Below are 18,435 nucleotides of genomic sequence, written 5' to 3' on the forward strand. Positions count from 1 at the left end.
TTTTATGCGCTTACGGGTACGACCAGCCATCGTGCTCGATGCGGAAGATGCGCAAGGGTGCGTCGGGCCGAGTGGTGTCTCCGCGCAGGCGGAAGACGGCCGTGTGCGTCTGGCCGAAATTCTCGACCTCGACATTGATCGTGATCATGCCCCGGAACATGGGTTGATCGGGGTCCGGCATCGGCTCGGAAACCGTGCCCTGGAAATCCTGCGCGCCAATGAGCAGGTCCGCGCCGGGCGGGCGGGATCGTAGCGCATCCCTGAATTCACTGGAGAAAAACACATCGGGCGCGGCCGGATCGCGATGGCTCACCCCACGAGCAGGATCATCATAGGCATATAGCGCCGCAACGAGCCCACGCGCGTGTTCGATCAGTTCGTCGCCTGACCACGCGTGAGGACCGGCCGTGGGCGCGGGAAGGATCTTTTCGACATCCACCACCTCCTCGGGCTCGTCATACCCTCCGCCATTCCCGAAAAGGACGTCATCATCGAAATCGGCGATCAGATAGCGTTGCGCCACCCAGCCTGCCTTGCTCAAATCGGCTGAACGCATCAGGCACCAACTCGGCGGAAGGGCGTCGATCTCCGCGTTGGTCATCACCGAAAAATGCGCCATCGTGTAAAACGGAACGCAGGTGATCTGCTGCAGGCCCCGCTCGTCATGCGCGAAGGTTTCGATAACCGGATAATTGGTGCCTGGACCCATCCGAACATTGAGTACGTCATTGGCCGGAACGACGGTCACCCGCCAGGCATCCGGGCCGGATGCGTCGGCATGGGCGGCGGAGGCGAAGCAGGGCAGCACAAGAACGGCGGCCGCCACAGCAAGCCCTTGAGACTTTTTGGGAAGAAACATGGTCATTCCACCTCCACAATGGCGCGGCCAAGAACAACCTGCCCGCTGATATCGAGATACCGGACCTCATAGCGGCCCGGTTCATTTGGCATGGTCAATTCGAGTGTCGTTTCCTCAGCGATACGATGAGCTTCGATCCAGCTGAAATCGGCCTGATCGGCCCGGGCAAGCGCCAGGCGCTGGTCGGCGCTGCCGGCACCACCGGACCAGGAAACGGTGATTATCTCGCCAGGGCTGGCCTGCGAAGGAACGACCAAACCGACACCGTCATCAAGCGGAGCGTCAGCCCCTACGACTTCCAGCATGCGGCTGGAAACCGTGCGGTCGCCCTCCTGCAGAACATATCTGATCTCGTAAAGGCCTGGCTCCGCGGGCGCGTCGAGGTCACCCTCAAGATTATCCCTGACGCGCATATAATCCCGATAGGTACCCTCGTCGGCGCCAGCCGGGACGATGGTGATATAGTCCTGGGGGTGAATGGCCATAGACCAACTGATGCGCAGCGGTGTTTGCGCACGCGCCACGTCCGGGCCATTCAGGACAACCTCCGCGGCGACGACCTCCACAGGCCTCGAAACCAGGGTCCTTGATCCCTCGTTCAAGACATAACGGACCTCGTAGACACCGGGTTCGGCCGGGGCCGTCAGGCTGTTTTCCGTGTCCTCGCGAACGCGTTGGTAATTGGTGTAGGAGCCCTCATCTGCGCCAGCGGGAACGATGGTCACGTAGTCCTGCGGGTGATTGGAGGACGACCAGGAAACAGAGAACCGCGCCCCTGTCGTGACCGCCTTCGGGGCAGAAATGGAAATCTCGGCCTCGACCACCTCCACCGGGATCGATGCCAGCGTCCTCGATCCCTCGTTTAGCACATAGCGTACTTCGTAAAGTCCCGGGTCGGCTGGAGCGACCAGGCTGTTTTCGGTTGTCTCGCGCACCCGCTGGTAATTGGTGTAGCTCCCTTCATCGGCGCCAGCAGGAACGATGGTGACATAATCCTGCGGATGGACCGAGGATGACCAGGAAACAGCAAAGCTCGCCCCTGTCGTGACCGTTTCCGGGGCCGAAACGGACATCTCGGCCTCGACCACCTCCACCGGGATCGAGGCCAGCGTCCTCGACCCCTCATTGAGCACATAGCGCACTTCGTAGAGACCAGGTTCGGCTGGAGCCACCAGTCTGTTTTCGGTGGTCTCGCGCACCCGCTGGTAATTGGTGTAGCTCCCTTCATCGGCGCCAGCCGGAACGATGGTAACGTAGTCCTGCGGATGGATAGAGGATGACCAGGAGACGATAAAGTTGGCACCCGTCGTGACTTCATCGGGTGCAGAGATGGTGACTTCGGCCTCGACAATTTCCATCGGGGCAGTGCCAAGCACGCGCCTGCCGTCGTTCAGCACATACCGCACCTCGTAAAGCCCGGGCTCGGCGGGCGCAGTCAGGCTACCCTCTGTGTCGCCGCGCACCCGCTGGTAGTCGCCACGGGAGTTCTCATCCGCCCCAATGGGAACGATGGTGACATAATCCTGCGGATCGATCGCGGACGACCACGAAACGGCGAAGCTGGCGCCGGTGACGACCGTAGCGGGCGCTTCGAGCTCGATGTCGGCGTCGACCTGGTGTTCAGGCTCGGGCTCCGGTTGGGATGGCAAGAGCGGCTCAAGGTGCACGGCGCTCTGCACCAGGGCGAGGGCATCGCGCAGGTCATCGGCGTCTTGCGCGGGAACAAAGACCCCGCCGGTATTTTCTGCAATGCAGGCAAGGCCTGCGTGTTCTTCTTCGGTCAGATCAAAGCCGACCACATGGGCGGTGAAGTTGACGCCCTGCTGCGCCAGTTCCGCCGACAGCGCGCAAGGATCGGCTTGGCAGGTTTCCAATCCGTCCGAGATCAGGATCACGGTCGCCTGTGTGTCGCGATACGAAAGCAGTTCGGCGGCCTGACGAACGGATTCGGTGAGCGGCGTACGCCCGCGCGGCGTGACCCCGTTGACCGTCGAAACGAAGGCGGACCGGTCCAGCGGGCCCGGTGCAATCAGGGTCTCGATGTCGGAGCAGTCACCTTCGCGCCGGTGCCCATAGGCCATGAGCCCCACATTGGCGTCCTCAGGCCAGGTGGCGATGAGATCCCCAATGACCTCGCGCGCTATCTCGACCTTGGCGACTCCATCGATCTGCCCCCACATCGATCCGGAACCGTCGTAAACGATCACCACATCCTCGGCTGCCGATACAATCGACGGCTGGGAGAGCGTGGCGAGCGCCAGCGACAAGACGGCGAACAGTCTCATGACGAATTCCTCATATTGTCCTGTCAGGCAGGTTGGGCACTGGCATCGGGCTGAGGCTGGCTGCCAGCTGCACGCGCCTTGAGTTCGCGGAACTTCTTGGACATCTGCTCCAGTCGTGCATCCCATTCAGGATCTGGCTGCTGGCCTTCGATGGTCTTGAAATAGACCTGCATCAGGCAAGCGATGGCGAACGGCTCGAGCAGCGCCGCCTTGAACGCCCAGGCGAACAGAAGCGCGAAAACGAACCCGCCAGCCGCCCAAGCGCCGGGCATCAGGTAGACAATCAGCGCCGCGGGCGCGAGCATTACCAGGAAAACCACAAAGCTCAGGAGATAGACGATGATAGCCAGCCAGGCGGCATTCTTGAGCATCACCTTGTAGTTCTGCCCATAGAGCACCAGCGCGTCCTTGGCCGAGCCCCAGGGATTGGTCGAGCCGGTCCGGATCGCGTAGGCAAGGATCACCTCGTCGATGAACCCGACGGCCACTTGCAGAAAGGCATGCAGAATGCCAACCAACTGCCGGGTGCCCGGTATCGGCAGTATGGAGAGGATGCCTCGGACCAGGCCGGTAATTGCCCCCAGCACGCCCTTGATGAGTTGATCGACCGCGAACAGCACGCTGGCCTGGGCGAACCGCTCCGTCACGACGACTCTGCCATGCTCAATCTGCGAGCGCCCCTCAGGCATCGGCTTGCCGTCGATCAGTTCGACCAGCACGGCGATATGGCCAGCCTTGACGATGTAGAGGATGTATTCGCGCGCCCAGTACATGACGGCTCCGACAAGGCCGAAACCGATCAGGCCGCCCCAGAAGGTCGAACCTGCCTGAAATCCGGAATCGCCAAATGCGCCGACCCCGAACCCGATCCCGGCACCCGCTCCCGTCACAAGAATATAGGCCAGCGTGATCCCGAAATAGACCGCCATCCTGAGCACGACGAAAGGCAGGGTCTGCATCATCAGACCCATCGCCCTGCCAACACTAAAATCCCACATGCATCCTCCGTTTACGCCCGCTCTTGTCTGGCGAGCTTCCTGAAGGTATCCCAACTCTAGGCTGGATTGAGAATAGAGCATTTGCTCTATTGACAGAGCAGAATGGGCAGTTACTTCCCGCCAGCAAGTGTCGCGAGCTGCGCTTTACTGGAAATGCCGAGCTTTTCGTAGATACGAACAATCTGATTGCGCACGGTGGAGGGCGATGTGCCCAAGACACGCGCGACTTGCTTGGTGGTCATGCCCGATGCGAACAATTCGGCGACCTCACGCTCTCGGTGAGATAGGCCTGAAAGGCCCAGGTGGATCGACAGGTGGACGAAATAATTGCTGCCGAATGGGGACAATCGAACATCCAGCATTTCGCCCCGCCAGCGCTTGCCACGTCTAAGCGTGCCCATGACGTGAGCGGGTAGGTGCACTATGCGTCCACCCCATTCGTGTTCGGCAAGATCGTGGAACGGACCGTGAGCCGAAAGCACGTAGCCCTCCCGGTCCACCAGCGCGACAGCTTCATGCTCCATGGCAGCGCGCCCAGCCCAGAGCTCCCGATTCATACGCAGCGCCTGGGACAGATGCGGCATAAGCATCTGCTTGAACATGCGCTCGGTGTCGGAGAAGGTCATCGGCCTGTCATCCGCGCAAAGTCCCACGAAGCTGACATAGCCGTCAGTTTTTTCACCGACGATGGTGGCCATCATGTGCGAGGCGTCGAAGCGCCGCCAATGCTCGTTGTAGGCCAGACTTGTGCGATAGTCCGGAACGTCATCGAAGCGGGCCGTCGCGCCTAGACGATTGAGTGTCAGGTCGCAGAAGGCGTCCTCCTGGGCGACAGAGTCCCACTCGCCCAATATCGCCTCGCTTTGGTTGAGAACGGTGAGGTCCGTGACCAGTCGGCCATCGGCCCAGCCACCACCCCACACCCCGAAATCGAAGGGAATGAAGCGCTGCAGGTTTTTCAGCACGCGGAGACGGAGTTCGTCGGGCGTACATTCCGAGGCGTCATGGTAAAGTTCCAGCAGAAATTCGCTGACTTCTAGTGCGTTCCCCGTTCCCCCCATCGCGACCGGCGCCACTCCCTGTAAATGCTCTGTGCCAGCAAGCATATACAGAAGACGGAAAAATCTAAATGCTCAGGAGGAAGAAAGAGCCCGATGCGGTTGGTCTTCGTGACAAACTCTCGCGCAGCACTCCAAATGCCCGAGCCTGCCGCCGGACGGCCGGACCATGGCGCTGGCCGATGTTGGCGAAGTTGCCAAGCAAGTCAAGGCGGTTACGGGGATCATATCGACCAGTCGGGGGCGCAGAAGATCGTCCTGTTCAGGGGTAAGCGCGACGCCGATCCCCTCCTGCCATTTTTGAGTTGATGCCTTCATTCTCCGCTGGACATGTGCAGCGGAGGTTTTGGATTTGGAGAGAGACGGCAAAATGGGCGTCCAATTGGACGGCTCTATAGGCGTCGGGGTCTCGCGGCTTGAGGTGATCGGGGGGCCAAGCGGTCGTCGGCGGCGGACGAAGGCAGAGCGGGCGCGGATCGCGGCGGAGAGCATGATGCCCGGGGTGACGGTCGCAGATACTGCGCGCAAGCACGGCACGACCCGCTGGCAGATTTACGATTGGCGCAAGCAGATACGCAAAGGTAATTTGGTGGTGCCCGAAAGCGTGGCGGCCTTGCCGTTCTTCGCGGAACTGGTGGTTGATGACAGCGCGACTGAGGCTTCGGCGGCCGTCCCCGGGTCTGATCTCGAAATCGTGGTGGGCGACATCGTCATCCGCGCGGGTCCTGGTGTCGACGAGGGCCAACTGACCCGGGCAATCCGCGCGGCACGGGCAGCGGCGTCGTGATGTTCGGCCAGGGCGGCCCGGTGAAGGTCTTCGTGGCGACCCGGCCTGTCGACTTTCGCAAGGGGATCGACGGTCTGGCACTGGCGGTGCAGGAGATGTTCGGGATGGACCCGTTCTGCGGAGCCGCCTTTGTGTTCCGAGCGAAGCGGGCGGATCGGATCAAGCTCTTGATCTGGGATCAGACCGGGATGGTGCTGGTTCACAAGCGGCTCGAGGGCGGCAAGTTCGTCTGGCCACAGGTGCGCGACGGGGTCATGCGCATGTCCGGAGCGCAGTTTGCAGCGCTGTTTGAGGGCGTGGATTGGCGGCTGGTCCGACCCGAACGGGCGCGGCGCCCGCTGGCGGCGGGGTGACTGGCAGGCTGCGTCGAAACGCCTGTTTTTGCTGGCCTGCAAGGGCATCCTGTGATTCACTTCCCGCCATGGAAACAGCTGATCTTGCGCGCGAAAACGCCCTGCTGAAGGCCCGCCTCGCCGAGGTGGAGGCGACGCTGGCCGAGACGCAAGAGGCCAATCGGCGGCTGCAGGATATCCTGCACGCGGCGCAGCGCGAGAAATTCGGCAAGCGCTCCGAAAAGCTCTCGCCCGACCAGTTCAACCTGCCCCTGGAAGATGCCGAATTTGCTCAAGGTGTGCTCGAGGCAGCACAAGAAAAGGCCGAAGCGGCGATGCAGCGGGCGCGCGGGGAAACACCCCGCAAGCCCAAGCGCAACCGCGGGCATCTGCCGTCCCATCTGCCTCGGGTTGAGCGCGTGATCGAGCCTGCCAGCACGCTCTGTCCCTGCGGTTGCGGCGAGATGTCCAGGATCGGGGAAGACGTGTCCGAACGTCTCGACGTGATCCCCGCCCAGTTCCGGGTGCTGGTCACGCGGCGCCCGAAATACGCCTGCCGCCGTTGCTCGCAAGCTGTCGCGCAGGCCCATGCCCCCGAGCATGTCGTGCCCGGCGGGCTGCCCACGGAACTCTTCATCGCCTGGATTATCGTCTCGAAGTTCGGTGACCACCTGCCGTTTTATCGGCAGGCCGAGATCTTCAAGCGGCAAGGGATCGATCTGGACCGCGGCACACTCGGCAACTGGGTCGGGCGCGCCTGTTTCCACCTGATGCCCGTCATCAACCAGATGCGTGCCCATCTGCGTGGCGCAGACCGCATCTTCGTGGATGAAACCCGCGCGCCGGTGCTGGAACCGGGCCTGAAACGCACCAAGAGCGGATTCTTCTGGGCCGTCGTATCCGATGATCGCGGCCATGGCGGGGCTGGCCCACCCATCGTGCTCTTCCACTATGCCCCTGGCCGGGGTAAGGCGCATCCGCTGAACTTCCTCGCCGGATACCACGGCCGCTTCCTGCAATGCGACGCCTACCAGTCCTACAACGCGATGACCGAGATCGCGCGCGACAATGGCCCGTGGCAACTGGTCTATTGCTGGACCCATGTCCGCCGCCGCTTCGTAAAGCGCTTCGAGAGCGATGGCTCACCCATTGCCGAGGAAATGCTGCGCCAGATCGCGCTGCTTTATCAGATCGAGAAGTCCGTGCGGAGCAAGGAGGCCGCTATGCGCCTTGCTGCCCGGCGTGAGCATTCGGCCCCGATCATCGCGGCGCTGAAACCCTGGCTGGAAGCCCAACTCTCGCGCATACCGCAGAAATCCCAGCTTGCCGAAGACATCCGCTACTCCCTCGCGCACTGGCCCGGACTGATCCGCTTCCTCGAGCACGGCATGCTGGAGCTCGACACCAACCCGGTCGAGAACCAGATCAGGCCGATTGCCCTGACAAGAAAAAATGCACTCTTCGCCGGGAATGAAGTCGGCGCCGAAAACTGGGCTATGCTCGCCTCGCTGGTCGCTACCTGCAAGATGTCCGACGTGAACCCGGTCGACTATCTCGCCGCCACACTGCGCGCCATCCTCGACGGTCACCCACAAAGCGGTATCGAAGACCTCATGCCATGGCGCTTCAACCAGCCGTCAAGCCTCGCAGCATAGGGCCGCAACGTCGCGCTTACGTTCAGGGGTGGGAGAATGGGGCTTCATCGGTGACCTGAAATTGCAAGGTTTCTGGCCAAAGCATACGAAACCCTGCAATCCAAAGCGAACAAAACCGAAGCTTCAGCATGCAAAATCAATGCCGTAAGGGTTATTCAGACCGGACTGATTAGCGAGAGGCAGCTTTGATCTCTGAGCGGTCATATGCTGCATCACGCGCAAAGGTCTGTTTTATTGTTTTAGCCAAACATCCGCGTCATTTAGTGCTGAAGAAGACGCGCCAAATAGCGCTGGAGGTCACACATTTCCGTGTAACGCCGGACTGTATCCTATGGGTGTACCCAAAAGATACAGCACTACGGCAGGCTGCCTTCAGTCGACACGGAAAATTGTTCCTTTGCTCGACAAGGTGATCAACTGATCACCTTGTCGATGAAGCCCAATGTTGAAGCGTTTTCTGTCAGCGTTCTGACCTTCGACCGATCTAGGCCAGAAGGTACCTCGGCATCGATCTCCAGGCGGAGTGTGACCTCGGCGCCAGGGACCGTTGTCAGCTGCTCCACGATCGCCTCAACGATTTGGGCCATATCTCTCGCAGGGCGGTCAGCCGAGATCATGACAGTGCCTTGGAACCTTGTTGGGTCTTTGGGCGCTTCGGGGGCTGGACCCACTGGGTCCGTGGTCCCGCCTTCACGCTCCCCGTCGGCTGTTGTTGGCGAGACTGGGGCACCAGATGAAGTTATCGAGGTGCTGGTGGTCCTTTCCGCTTGAGCAGGTACTTGTTTTGCTCTCGCGGCTTCAGCGACAGTCGGCCTTACAATGACGCTGTCAGCGTCGATCGTGACGGCCGCGCTTCCTGCGCTTTCGATGGAAAGCCCACGATATTCGCTCTGAGCTTCATCGTAAGTTTCAGCATACGCGAAGGGGCCCGCCACCATTTGCGCAATCGAAGAACGAACGCAGCGGATCAGGGTATCCCGATCTTTCAGCCTGGGCAGGTAAGTGTATCGGTTCAGGTATTCCCAAAGGTCTTTGAGATGCAGGTGGTCGCGATCGTTCCAGATATATTTTTCCAGCTCTCGGTTCAGGCGCTCCGGGCCAATCTCCGGAAGAAGAGCCTCTTCGCTGACGAGCTTCTTGCTTGCTCGGCTCAAAAGGCCATCCTGAGCGGGAATACGGGCCGATGAGAAGCCGACGTCGGTCTGGGCGCTGTCCTGATAAGGATAGATCAGGAAAGCCCATGTTTCCTTGAGCCTTGTCTGAACGGTCTCCTTGGCTTCCTGAGCCTTGTCTTTGGCGAGAGACATCTCGCTGGACTTGAGGTCCAGGCGTCCGCTGTTCGCATCTCGAACGATCCCATCCCATGCCAGAAGAGAACGCATGGCGTCTTTCAGGTTATCGAGCTGACGGGCGTCCGCAGCCAGGAAGACCAAGGTATTGCGATAGACGCGGGGCGTTGAGCCACGTTGAAGCAGGATGTCCTTCACTTCCGTCATCGCATCCGAGTTGTCTCGGCCATTGTGCGGATGCGCCACGCCAAGAACCACGGCACGGACACCGCCCGCCTCATCTGGCACAGCTGCGGAGCTGTCCGGGGCAACCTGGACGGCATCGAAGTTTCCACGATCGGCAATGCCGTTGATGTAGGTCGACAGGGCCTTGTCGATTTCGACAAGGACAAGCGCCTCTTCGAGTTGACCCGCGCGATCCGCAGCTGCGCGATTTAGGCTCGGCGACATCGAGTACCAGTATCGACCGAGGTCACCATGCATGAACTTGGCTTGGTTGGTCAGACGGCGCAGTGCATCGCCGAAAATTGCAATCTTCTCGCCTGGCTGCACGACCCCCAAGTTAATCTGTTTATCATCGAGGCCTTTATTCTCAGAAGAATACAGTGGGGCAGTCCCCATGAACACAGTCCGCGCAACTCTGCGAGTGGCCGAGTACTTGTTCAGGTTCGGAGCGGCCTGATCGACCCTGTATGGTGTCGAAGACGTGCCATCAATGTCGCCCGCAATGATCGCCTGCCACGACGGGTCCAGATAGTGCAGAAGCTCGGGCTCCACCCGTTCAGAACTGATGGACACACTGCCCGGCATGATCATGACGGAAGGATCGCCGGACATCCAAAGCTCATGGATGACCTGGGCCATGAGACGCAGAACACCGCGTGTCCGCTGGAATTTCTCAAGCGACCCCCAAGCGGTGTAGAGCTGATCGAACAGGTCCGGATGGATCGGATAGGCCTTCTCCAGTTTCCGGCGGTAATCTTCGTCCGCACAGCCGAGCGGGAAGTCATTCGGGCTCTCTCGATACAGCTTCGCAAACTGCTTCAGGGTGTTATCGCGATGACGATAATTGTCACTCGGGATTTCCCGGAACAGGCGACGCCGGACGATCTCGTAGCTTTCTTCCTGCGACGCCGGTCGCCATGAGCTTTCGACACGGCTGAAGGTCTGTTTCAGACGAGCCAGAGCTTCCTGCCCCCCCTCACCGCCGACCTCGATCTGAGAGGCAGGCAAGGAGGCGACCAACAGCGTTTGCGGTGCGGCTTTCACCGCCTCGGTCAGCGCTTGGACAAAGGACAGGTTCGCGTCGAACGAACCGGACGGCAGCCCCTCGATCTTGTATATCTGGCGCAGGTAGGCGACCCATTCGTCGATCAGGATCAGACAGGGGGAGAATTTGTTGAAGATCTCTTCCAGCAGGTTCGAGCCTGGTGCGATACCGCGGGCATCGTTTTCCGCGATCATGTCGAAGCCAGCTTGACCGCCAAGCTGCCATGCCAGCTCGCCCCAAGTTGTCTTGATGACCTGCCCACCTTCCAGAGTGATGACGTCCTGCGGGCCGCGCGACGTTCCGACCAGAACGGCGCGATTGACCTTCTCGGGGACATCCAGCCCGTTGCGCGACAGCAGCTGATCGAGGCCCGGCAGATCGCCGACACGGGTTTGCCCGGCCATGTGATAGAGCGCCAGCATCGAGTGCGTCTTGCCACCGCCGAAGTTGGTTTGCAGCTCGACCACCGGATCACCACCGGCACCCGACAGGCGCTTAGCCGCGCCTTTGAGCAGGGCGCTCAGGCCCTCGGTCAGATAGGTCCGGCTGAAGAACTCGCGCGGATCACAGTATTCCTGCGCCGCCGTCCCTTTGTGGACCTTGGCAAGGTCAGCGGCGAACTCGGCCTGCTGGAACTCGCCGGTCGCCACGTCCTGATGCGGCTCCACCACTTCGCGCCAGGGCAGCAGGCCCGAAACGGTCTCGGTCGAAATCGTTGTGGAACTGCTCCTCTTGCGCTCCTCGTTCCGGGCAAGCTCGGTGAACTTGGTCCGCAGGATCGACTCCCGCATCTTGCCGATCTCGTCGGCGCTGTCCCCGGCGCTCACCGCGTCGAGGATGCGGCGCATGCTGTCCAGCGCCCGTTCCGCATCGTCGTAGGAGAACTTGCCATCATGGGCGAGCTTGTTGCGGACGTCGATCAGCTCGTTGACGATCGAGCGGTGCGTCCGGTCCAGAACGTCGCGAAATGCCTCGTTCCAGAGGCGCTCCATGATCTTCAGAAGCTTCTGCGTGTCGAGCGCGAACTTGCCGTTGGATTCCGGCCGCCATTCGGGGAAGCGCGAGATCACATCTTGCGGCCATCCCTTGCCCATCCCCGCTTCGAGCCGTTGCATCACGAAGGGCTGAAGGCCCTTCTGCATATGCTCCATCCCCTCGAACACATATTGGCGCGTGCTTTTTGCCATCTCAAATCACCTTCAAATATCCATGCGGGTCTGGCGGTTCTTGTCGGTCACGTGAATCGTGGCCGCCAGCCGGGTCAAATCTGTCCAGACGGCGATCAGGCCGTTGTAGGAGGTCGCCTCCTTCGCATCCTGGCGCTTGTTGCCGCAGACGTCGTAGAGGTAATAGGCAAGGTCCTTGACCGTCTCGGCCCGCTCGCTGCCGATCTTCTTCAGCAATTCTGCAGCCGCATATTCGCCGTCATTTTCCAGCGTGCGGATCAGGTGCTGGCAGGCCTCCCAGATCGTAAAATGATCATCGGTCTCGGGGTCCCACTCGGGGTCGATCTCGTCGCGCTTGAAGATGCGTACGCTCCCGGCCGAGCTCTCGACGATCCCGGCATGTTTGACACTTTCGACCGAGATGCCGCGCGCCGTGGCGATGCTGTTGGCGGTGCCATACTCGCCCTTGTCGAACCCGTGCTGCTGGAACCAGGTCGCGGTAAAGCGTGTCTCGGCATCGAACTCGCCATGCAGGTCGTTCAGATATTCGTCCAGCTGGGTGTTGATCAGTTGCAAGGCCGTCTTGACCGTCATCGGGCTGTCGTCTGCTTCAAGCACGGCGGCATACCGAGAGAACACACCCATGCCGGGGCCGATAGCCGATTGCGGCATGTCTGCGGGAGAGACGTTGGCAGCCTGAAGCTCGGCAATAGCTGGCGGAAGCTCTCGCTTCAGCGTGCGGATGAACTCGGCCCGAGTAACAGATTCAGCAGTCGCGTCCTTTTTGCGACAGACGAGGACTACTGAGTTGGCTAGGGCATTAGTGCCTTTGGCAATTAGGCGCCCTGGACTCTCTGTTCGAATTGGCCAAGTGCCAAGTACTGAAAACCCCGCGGAAATAACTGCCTGCAGAAAAGTGGCCCAACCCGTTGAGCTAACCCCCTCTTGATCAACCTCGCTTTGCTTGAATGCGTAATAGATCGTAGCGGGGATTGCTGTGGAGCTTCGCTCTGCCATACGTGCAATCGCTGCCGTCATCCCTTCCAGAAAGAAGCGCTCAGCGGCATCATTACCCCCATGCCGGTATGGAGTGGCTACTAACTCTTCAGTCTTCGGTGTAGCCAAGACGCCAAAAAGATCTGGAAAGGTGGGTTTCAAAGACTGCTTCAGCCAGCAGTAGAAGAAGTCTGAAAGGTCAGCATAACCAATATTGTCATAATATGGCGGATCAGACGAAATAACGGTCCCAAACTCATACTGAACCTCTCCGGCGTTTATTTGATTCACTGATCCGAAACCACGAGCGGGAAAGTCAGCGACAGATTTGCTGATTTTCTCTATTGGTGTGAGCCAGTTTCCTCCTGAATTGGAGAAAAAATTTACTTCCGCATAATCCCAAACCATTGGGATAGCCTGCCGAGCAAATGTCTCACGCAATGCACCGCGATCACTCATCCAGCTTGTCACAGTTGATCCGAGGTTGGTCAATTTTGATATCGCAAATGCCAAGTAGACACTCACGGCTTCGGCGTAGGCCTTCCCTCCCGTCCCCCCGTCTCTTATAGGGGTAGGATCGGAGCCATGGTATTCTATGGCATCATTTTCGATCTGTTCGCGCGCCAGATGTACTAGATCGGTGAAGGTATTGAGCGCAACAAGTTGGCGATCAGTAAATAAGTCTCCAAACGTTTCCATTCCGTAGGCTGGCGGCGAAAACCATCGCGGATTTTTCGGTTGAAGTTGTTCTGGCTTCCAATCGGGAACTGCACATCTTGCAATGTCCTCATGGGTCTTGGAAGGCGAAAAGTAAAGGCGCCCACCTTTGCCTTCCCCGACGATGGCGATGAGTACTTGGCCTAGCTTCCCGGCTTTACCTGCAGAAGTAATATGTTTTGCGGTAATCGCAGTATCCGACATCAAACAACGAAAGTTACTTCCGCGACCTGCCTTAGTTCCCGATTTTGCTGTAGCTAACTCCGCCTTGGTCCCACCATGACGAACATTGTAGGAAATTGTTTTGGTCTTGCGGTCCACAACTGGTTCGATCCAGGCTTCCTTTCCGCTTCTCGAGCTGAGCAAAAAGCTTGACGTAATGGGAACCTGTACGTCTGAAAACGCAGGATCTGGGCTCGGAACAGTGCGCGCCCAAATCCAAGCAATTACAGTTGCCGTTCCACCACCTTGTTCTTTTGGTAGGTCCACTTTGGGGTAAAGATGTCCTATGCGCTCCCAAGCCTTCTCGCGCATCCATTCCCCATAGTATTTCACATCCTCGGCCAGCCCTTCGGAGTTGCGATAGAAGGACCGGTCCTTGATGCCCGGATGGATCGGCTCCAAGTCCTTGAACTTCGGCGGGATCTCGATCATCGCCTTGCCGATCATCACCGCCACCGGGTTCAGGTCCGACCCATAGGCGGGCAGGCCCAGGCGCTGCGCCTCCAGCGGGATCGACCCACCCCCCGAGAATGGGTCATAGACCGGCGGCATCTCACCCCCGCAGCTGCGTCGGATTTCCGCCCGCGCCCGCTCCAGAACTTCCTCGTTGGTCGAGTTCTCCCATTTCACCAGCTCCTCGATGATCTGGAACAGGCGCTTGCGCTCGGCCTCCACCGCCTCTTCGGTCGGGAACTGATCCGGGTGGCTGGAGGGGTCATCCACCAGCTGCGCAAATAGCACCGCCCGACACGCCGCCAACGGCCGCCGCGCCCACCACTGGTGCAGCGTGCTGGGATGCCCATGCCGGATCGACTTCTCCCGCGCCGAAGCCGCATTGATCGCTTCCAGCGGGATCGCGACTTCGATCAGCTTCTTTTTATAAGTTTGGGTCATGCGAGTGCCTTTACAGCTTCGTCTTCTGCTAGGGCATCAGATACGCGTTGATCGAGGGCGACCCAGATGACGGCGCCGCTCTTGTGGGTGTAGGGAATAGGCCGGTGAAGTCTGACGGCGTTCGACATGATCCAGGCATGTCGGTGTCGCGCGAATTTACCGGACAGGAATGTCTCGGGCGGGATGTGATGCTTGTCCTGGTTGTCGAGCATCTTCTGATCCGACAGCGGGCCATCCGCGCCTACCATGCGAGCCACGCCGACGACATGGCCGCTGCCTTTCTTGACGAGACCGATCCAGCCGCGCTGCTTGGCAGAGGTGCTCCGCATCTCCCATGTTTTCTCTCCCCTCATGATCTTGCTGATCCAGGGTTCGTCGATGATGAGAGCTTTTTCGATTTTCATGCCGGCGCCTCTGCCCGCTCCAGCAGGCGTTTGATATTAAACTGAATTGCGTTCTGATCGAACGGCGGTTCACGCGAGTCAAGCGCACCGCGGACATACCTCGGGGCTGCGGTGAACCCCTCTTTGACCTGCACGATGGCGAGAATGAATTTCTCGGGTTCGTGGAGCGATGTGATGATCTCCTGCCGGGTCAGCATCACCGTGTCCGCACCGTCGATCCGGCCTTTGACCTCAATGAACCGCATGTGGTTGGTGGCGGGGTCGAATGACGCGATGTCGTAGCCGATCTTTCGGGCCGACACGTCCTCGGGTTCGTTTCCAAGAGCGCGCTCGGCTGCCATGACGGCACTCATTGCCTTCAGCTCGATCGCGCGGCGGGCCTCAGGATCTTCGGAGAAGCCACTGGGCTTGGCCGAGCTGCCCTTGCTCAGGAGCAAGCCTCTCGGGACCACGACCATGCCGCCCCGGACGCGCGGCGGCTGGGACGTGATGAACCGCTCCTGTTCGATCAGCTCAAGACGGCGGCGCAGGCGTTCGGCGAGGTCCTCCGCCCTGCGTTCTGCGTTGCGCCAGTTGGACCGGACCTTCTTGCCCGCCTTTTCCTCTTCCTTCAGTTCGGCTGCGCGAGAATCCCAATAGTTGATCTCTTTCTTCAGCCGGGCTTTGACCTCGCTCTCGACCTTGTCGATCTCCGGGAGGCGCCGCTCGCGTACTTCGGCGACATGGCCTTGGGCAAGCTCGATGGTCGCGTATTGGACCACGCGCTTTTCCAGATCTGCCGTGAGCCAGGGGGCACTGATCTCTGTCTGAACAGACGCAATCTCTTCCGGTGTCGCGGCCCGCAGGTTCAGGTGCGGCGCGATCCCGGCATCATGGATTTCGCCTGCCTGATTGACCGTTGCGAACTGAAGCTTCTGCGAGACGAGGTTGGCATTGCCTGCGTGACCAGGACGCCCGTCCTGCACCGAGTGCTCCAGCAAGAAGAGGGCTTCGACTGCCGTACCGTCGTCCGTGTCGTCGACCAGCACAGCCCCTTGCTTCATCAGATGATCGTTCTGCTCGCGGACGATACTGATCACCGCGTCCAGCAAGGGGTGCCCCGGATAGACGAAAGCCGCCACCGGCTGCTGGTTGATCTTCGACTTCTCGAAGCAGATCCGTTCGTACTTCTTCTGGATCGGTGCTCCTCCACCGATCTGGCGGTCCCGTTCCCGGATGATGAGCGGGACGTGGGTGATTTCCCAACGGCCTTCTTCGCGTCGCTTGATCTGCCCGCCAAGGCGCTGGAACGCCTCGACAAAGAAACTCTGGATGTGGTGCGGTTGGAGACGTTGCGCTTCGGCCTTCTCCATCGCGATCCGGAGCTCCTGGACTTGAGCCGCTGGCATCGTGTCGTTGGTGAGTTGCCGCTTCTGGAGAAGGGTCAGAAGGTGGCTCTGATCGACTGCGCCGTCGACTGCCTTGTAGAGGCGGGCCTTAACGTCCTCATCGTCGTTGTACTGGATCGCTTCCAGCAGCAGGTCTCGAAGCGGGCGATCCTCGAAAAGCTCGCCCAGGACGTCATAAACCCGTCCGCCCAGAGCCTCACGGGCGGCTTCCAGTTTTTCGAGCAGGCGGGCATAGACGTCGCCTTCGCGGGTGTCCTTCGCGACGAGGTTCCAGAGGTGGCATACCTCGGTTTGCCCGATCCGGTGGATACGGCCGAACCGCTGCTCGATCTTGTTCGGGTTCCACGGCAGGTCATAGTTCACCATCAGGTGCCCGCGCTGAAGGTTGACGCCTTCCCCCGCAGCATCGTTCGCAATGAGGACAAGCATGTCCCTGTCCTGCATGAAGCGCTCGACGACCTTGCGGCGCTCTTCCCGCGTCACTCCCCCGTAGATCACGTCCACTGCATCGGGTTTGCCGAGGCGCGCGGTCACCTTGTTGCGGAGGTATTCGAGCGTGTCCTTCGGCTCGGTGAAAATGATCAGCTTGCGACGATGCCCGTCAGGATCGAGCATCAGATCATCATCAAGGATCTTGTCGAGTTGCTGCCATTTGGTGTCGTGCCCGGAATGCAGGACACGAAGAGCCATGCCCTCCAGACCTTTCAGGGTCTCGACCTCGATTTCCAGCTGCTCGGCCGTCTCGGCACTGGTAGCGCTGGTCGAGATCAGGTCTTCCATCTCGTCGATTTCGTCCTGACCATACTCATCCATATTGGTCAGCAGGTCTTGGTTGACCTTGGGCTGTGCGAAGCCCGCTCGGTCACTCTTGGCCGCAAGTCGCACTTCGCTCAGCTCTGCCTCAAGCCGTTCACGGCGACGCTTCAGGGACTGGTAGATTGCAGCGGGGCTTGAGGCCAAGCGCCGCTGAAGGATCTGCAACGCGAAGCCGACGTTGTTCTTCTTGCGTCCATCGGTTTCGGCGAACCGCAAGACGCGGTTCATCTCGTCACGGACGTAGTCCGTCACGGCGGTATAAAGTTCAGCCTCTTCAGGGGAGAGGTCGTATTTGACTGTGTAGGCGCGGCGCTCGGGGAAGAGCGGCCGACCGTCAAACCGTAGCAGCTCTTCTTTGGTCAGGCGGCGCATCATGTCCTCGACGTCAGCGACATGGACACCGTCCCGGAAGCGACCTTCGAACCGGTCGCCGTCCAGGAGAGCCATGAATAGCTGGAAGTCGCGTTCTTTGCCGTTGTGCGGTGTGGCCGACATCAGCAAGAAGTGACGGCAGACATGTCCCAGCTTCTGCCCAAGCTGGTAGCGCTTGGTGTACTTCGCCTCACTGCCGAAGAACGTCGCGGACATTCGATGGGCTTCGTCGGCGATGATCAGGTCCCATTCGGTCGACTTAAGGAGCTTTTCTTGAAGCTCTTCATTGCGTGCCAGGACATCCAGTCGAGCGATCATCCTGTTGCAGTCGTTGAATGGATTACCCGATCGGGAGCTCTCGATCATGTCTCGGCTCAGGATGTCGAATTCCAGGCCGAACTTCTCTCCCAGTTCATCTTGCCACTGTTCGACAAGACTGCCCGGAGCGACCACCAAGCACCGCTCCAGATCACTGCGAGCGATAAGCTCCTTGATCAAGAGGCCAGACATGATGGTCTTCCCGGCACCGGGATCGTCGGCCAGTAGGAAGCGCAACGGTTGCCGAGGCAGCATCTCCCCGTAGACCGCAGAAATCTGGTGGGGAAGAGGATCGACCTGGCTGGTATGGATCGCGAGATAGGGGTCGAAGAAATGGGCTAGTTTGATGCGGTTTGCCTCGGTCACCAGACGCAAGAGAGCGCCATCGGCATCGAATGACCAATTCCGACCTGCGGATTGGACATCAAGGCGATGTTCATCGTCGCGATAGATTGTCGTTTCAGCGACCGATCCGCTTGACTGCCGATATACGACGTTGACAGCTTGGTTGCCGATCCATTCGACAGAGACCACTTCCACGGCGCCGCCGGGCATGATGCCAGAGACACGCCCGCCAGGTTTTATGTCTTCAAGTTTTATCATGGCAGG

11 protein-coding genes are annotated in these 18,435 nt (G+C 59.8%); 3 read left to right on the forward strand and 8 right to left on the reverse strand.

Annotated features, from left to right (window positions below; translation table 11 throughout):
* Nucleotides 1-10 precede the first annotated feature (10 nt).
* The 4 genes from JHW40_RS02380 to JHW40_RS02395 all read right to left on the reverse strand — a co-directional run bounded on the left by JHW40_RS02380 (nt 11) and on the right by JHW40_RS02395 (nt 5,218).
* Entirely contained in the window at nt 11-865 is an 855-nt protein-coding gene (locus JHW40_RS02380; protein WP_139208273.1) for an SH3 domain-containing protein, read from the reverse strand.
* A complete protein-coding gene (locus JHW40_RS02385; RefSeq protein WP_170851964.1) occupies nt 862-3,144 on the reverse strand; it encodes a vWA domain-containing protein in 2,283 nt (760 codons plus the stop codon). The genes JHW40_RS02380 and JHW40_RS02385 overlap by 4 nt, the downstream gene beginning before the upstream one ends.
* A gap of 23 nt (nt 3,145-3,167) precedes the next feature.
* Complete coding sequence (locus JHW40_RS02390; RefSeq protein WP_244519373.1) at nt 3,168-4,106, reverse strand: hypothetical protein; 939 nt, start codon at nt 4,104-4,106, stop codon at nt 3,168-3,170.
* Nucleotides 4,107-4,252: 146 nt separating this feature from the next.
* Nucleotides 4,253-5,218 (reverse strand): helix-turn-helix transcriptional regulator, encoded by a 966-nt coding sequence (locus tag JHW40_RS02395; protein WP_211657434.1) that lies wholly within the window; start codon nt 5,216-5,218, stop codon nt 4,253-4,255.
* Nucleotides 5,219-5,570: 352 nt separating this feature from the next.
* Here JHW40_RS02395 and tnpA point away from each other — a divergent pair, with 352 nt between their 5' ends.
* From tnpA to tnpC, 3 genes are all read left to right on the forward strand, one after another.
* Entirely contained in the window at nt 5,571-5,987 is a 417-nt protein-coding gene (gene tnpA / locus JHW40_RS02400) for an IS66-like element accessory protein TnpA (RefSeq protein ID WP_119752218.1), read from the forward strand.
* On the forward strand, nt 5,987-6,340 hold the full coding sequence (gene tnpB, locus JHW40_RS02405) for an IS66 family insertion sequence element accessory protein TnpB (protein ID WP_119752217.1): 354 nt from the start codon (nt 5,987-5,989) through the stop codon (nt 6,338-6,340). Before tnpA ends, tnpB begins: the two co-directional genes overlap by 1 nt.
* A 68-nt stretch (nt 6,341-6,408) precedes the next feature.
* Nucleotides 6,409-7,974 (forward strand): IS66 family transposase, encoded by a 1,566-nt coding sequence (gene tnpC, locus JHW40_RS02410; protein ID WP_272848971.1) that lies wholly within the window; start codon nt 6,409-6,411, stop codon nt 7,972-7,974.
* Nucleotides 7,975-8,387: 413 nt separating this feature from the next.
* Here the strand turns inward: tnpC and JHW40_RS02415 are convergent, their stop codons facing one another.
* From JHW40_RS02415 to JHW40_RS02430, 4 genes are read right to left on the reverse strand one after another with little or no spacing between them, the layout of a single operon-like run.
* The gene (locus JHW40_RS02415; protein WP_090617184.1) at nt 8,388-11,720 is read right to left on the reverse strand and encodes a DUF499 domain-containing protein; all 3,333 of its coding nucleotides are present in this window, start codon (nt 11,718-11,720) and stop codon (nt 8,388-8,390) included.
* Nucleotides 11,721-11,732: 12 nt separating this feature from the next.
* A complete protein-coding gene (locus JHW40_RS02420) occupies nt 11,733-14,528 on the reverse strand; it encodes a DUF1156 domain-containing protein (protein ID WP_090617186.1) in 2,796 nt (931 codons plus the stop codon).
* Nucleotides 14,525-14,932, reverse strand: coding sequence for an ASCH domain-containing protein (locus JHW40_RS02425; protein ID WP_090617188.1), 408 nt, complete (start codon nt 14,930-14,932; stop codon nt 14,525-14,527). Before JHW40_RS02425 ends, JHW40_RS02420 begins: the two co-directional genes overlap by 4 nt.
* A complete protein-coding gene (locus JHW40_RS02430) occupies nt 14,929-18,429 on the reverse strand; it encodes a protein NO VEIN domain-containing protein (RefSeq protein WP_090617190.1) in 3,501 nt (1,166 codons plus the stop codon). The genes JHW40_RS02425 and JHW40_RS02430 overlap by 4 nt, the downstream gene beginning before the upstream one ends.
* Nucleotides 18,430-18,435 lie beyond the last annotated feature (6 nt).

Source organism: Paracoccus alcaliphilus, assembly GCF_028553725.1.
GTDB lineage: Bacteria > Pseudomonadota > Alphaproteobacteria > Rhodobacterales > Rhodobacteraceae > Paracoccus > Paracoccus alcaliphilus.

Bases quoted from the DNA above. Each gene is read 5' to 3' on its own strand.
- JHW40_RS02380 (WP_139208273.1), bottom strand. From the start codon at position 865: ATGACCATGTTTCTTCCCAAAAAGTCTCAAGGGCTTGCTGTGGCGGCC.
- JHW40_RS02385 (WP_170851964.1), bottom strand. From the start codon at position 3,144: ATGAGACTGTTCGCCGTCTTGTCGCTGGCGCTCGCCACGCTCTCCCAG.
- JHW40_RS02390 (WP_244519373.1), bottom strand. From the start codon at position 4,106: ATGATGCAGACCCTGCCTTTCGTCGTGCTCAGGATGGCGGTCTATTTC.
- tnpA (WP_119752218.1), top strand. From the start codon at position 5,571: ATGGGCGTCCAATTGGACGGCTCTATAGGCGTCGGGGTCTCGCGGCTT.
- tnpB (WP_119752217.1), top strand. From the start codon at position 5,987: ATGTTCGGCCAGGGCGGCCCGGTGAAGGTCTTCGTGGCGACCCGGCCT.
- tnpC (WP_272848971.1), top strand. From the start codon at position 6,409: ATGGAAACAGCTGATCTTGCGCGCGAAAACGCCCTGCTGAAGGCCCGC.
- JHW40_RS02415 (WP_090617184.1), bottom strand. From the start codon at position 11,720: ATGGCAAAAAGCACGCGCCAATATGTGTTCGAGGGGATGGAGCATATG.
- JHW40_RS02420 (WP_090617186.1), bottom strand. From the start codon at position 14,528: ATGACCCAAACTTATAAAAAGAAGCTGATCGAAGTCGCGATCCCGCTG.
- JHW40_RS02425 (WP_090617188.1), bottom strand. From the start codon at position 14,932: ATGAAAATCGAAAAAGCTCTCATCATCGACGAACCCTGGATCAGCAAG.
- JHW40_RS02430 (WP_090617190.1), bottom strand. From the start codon at position 18,429: ATGATAAAACTTGAAGACATAAAACCTGGCGGGCGTGTCTCTGGCATC.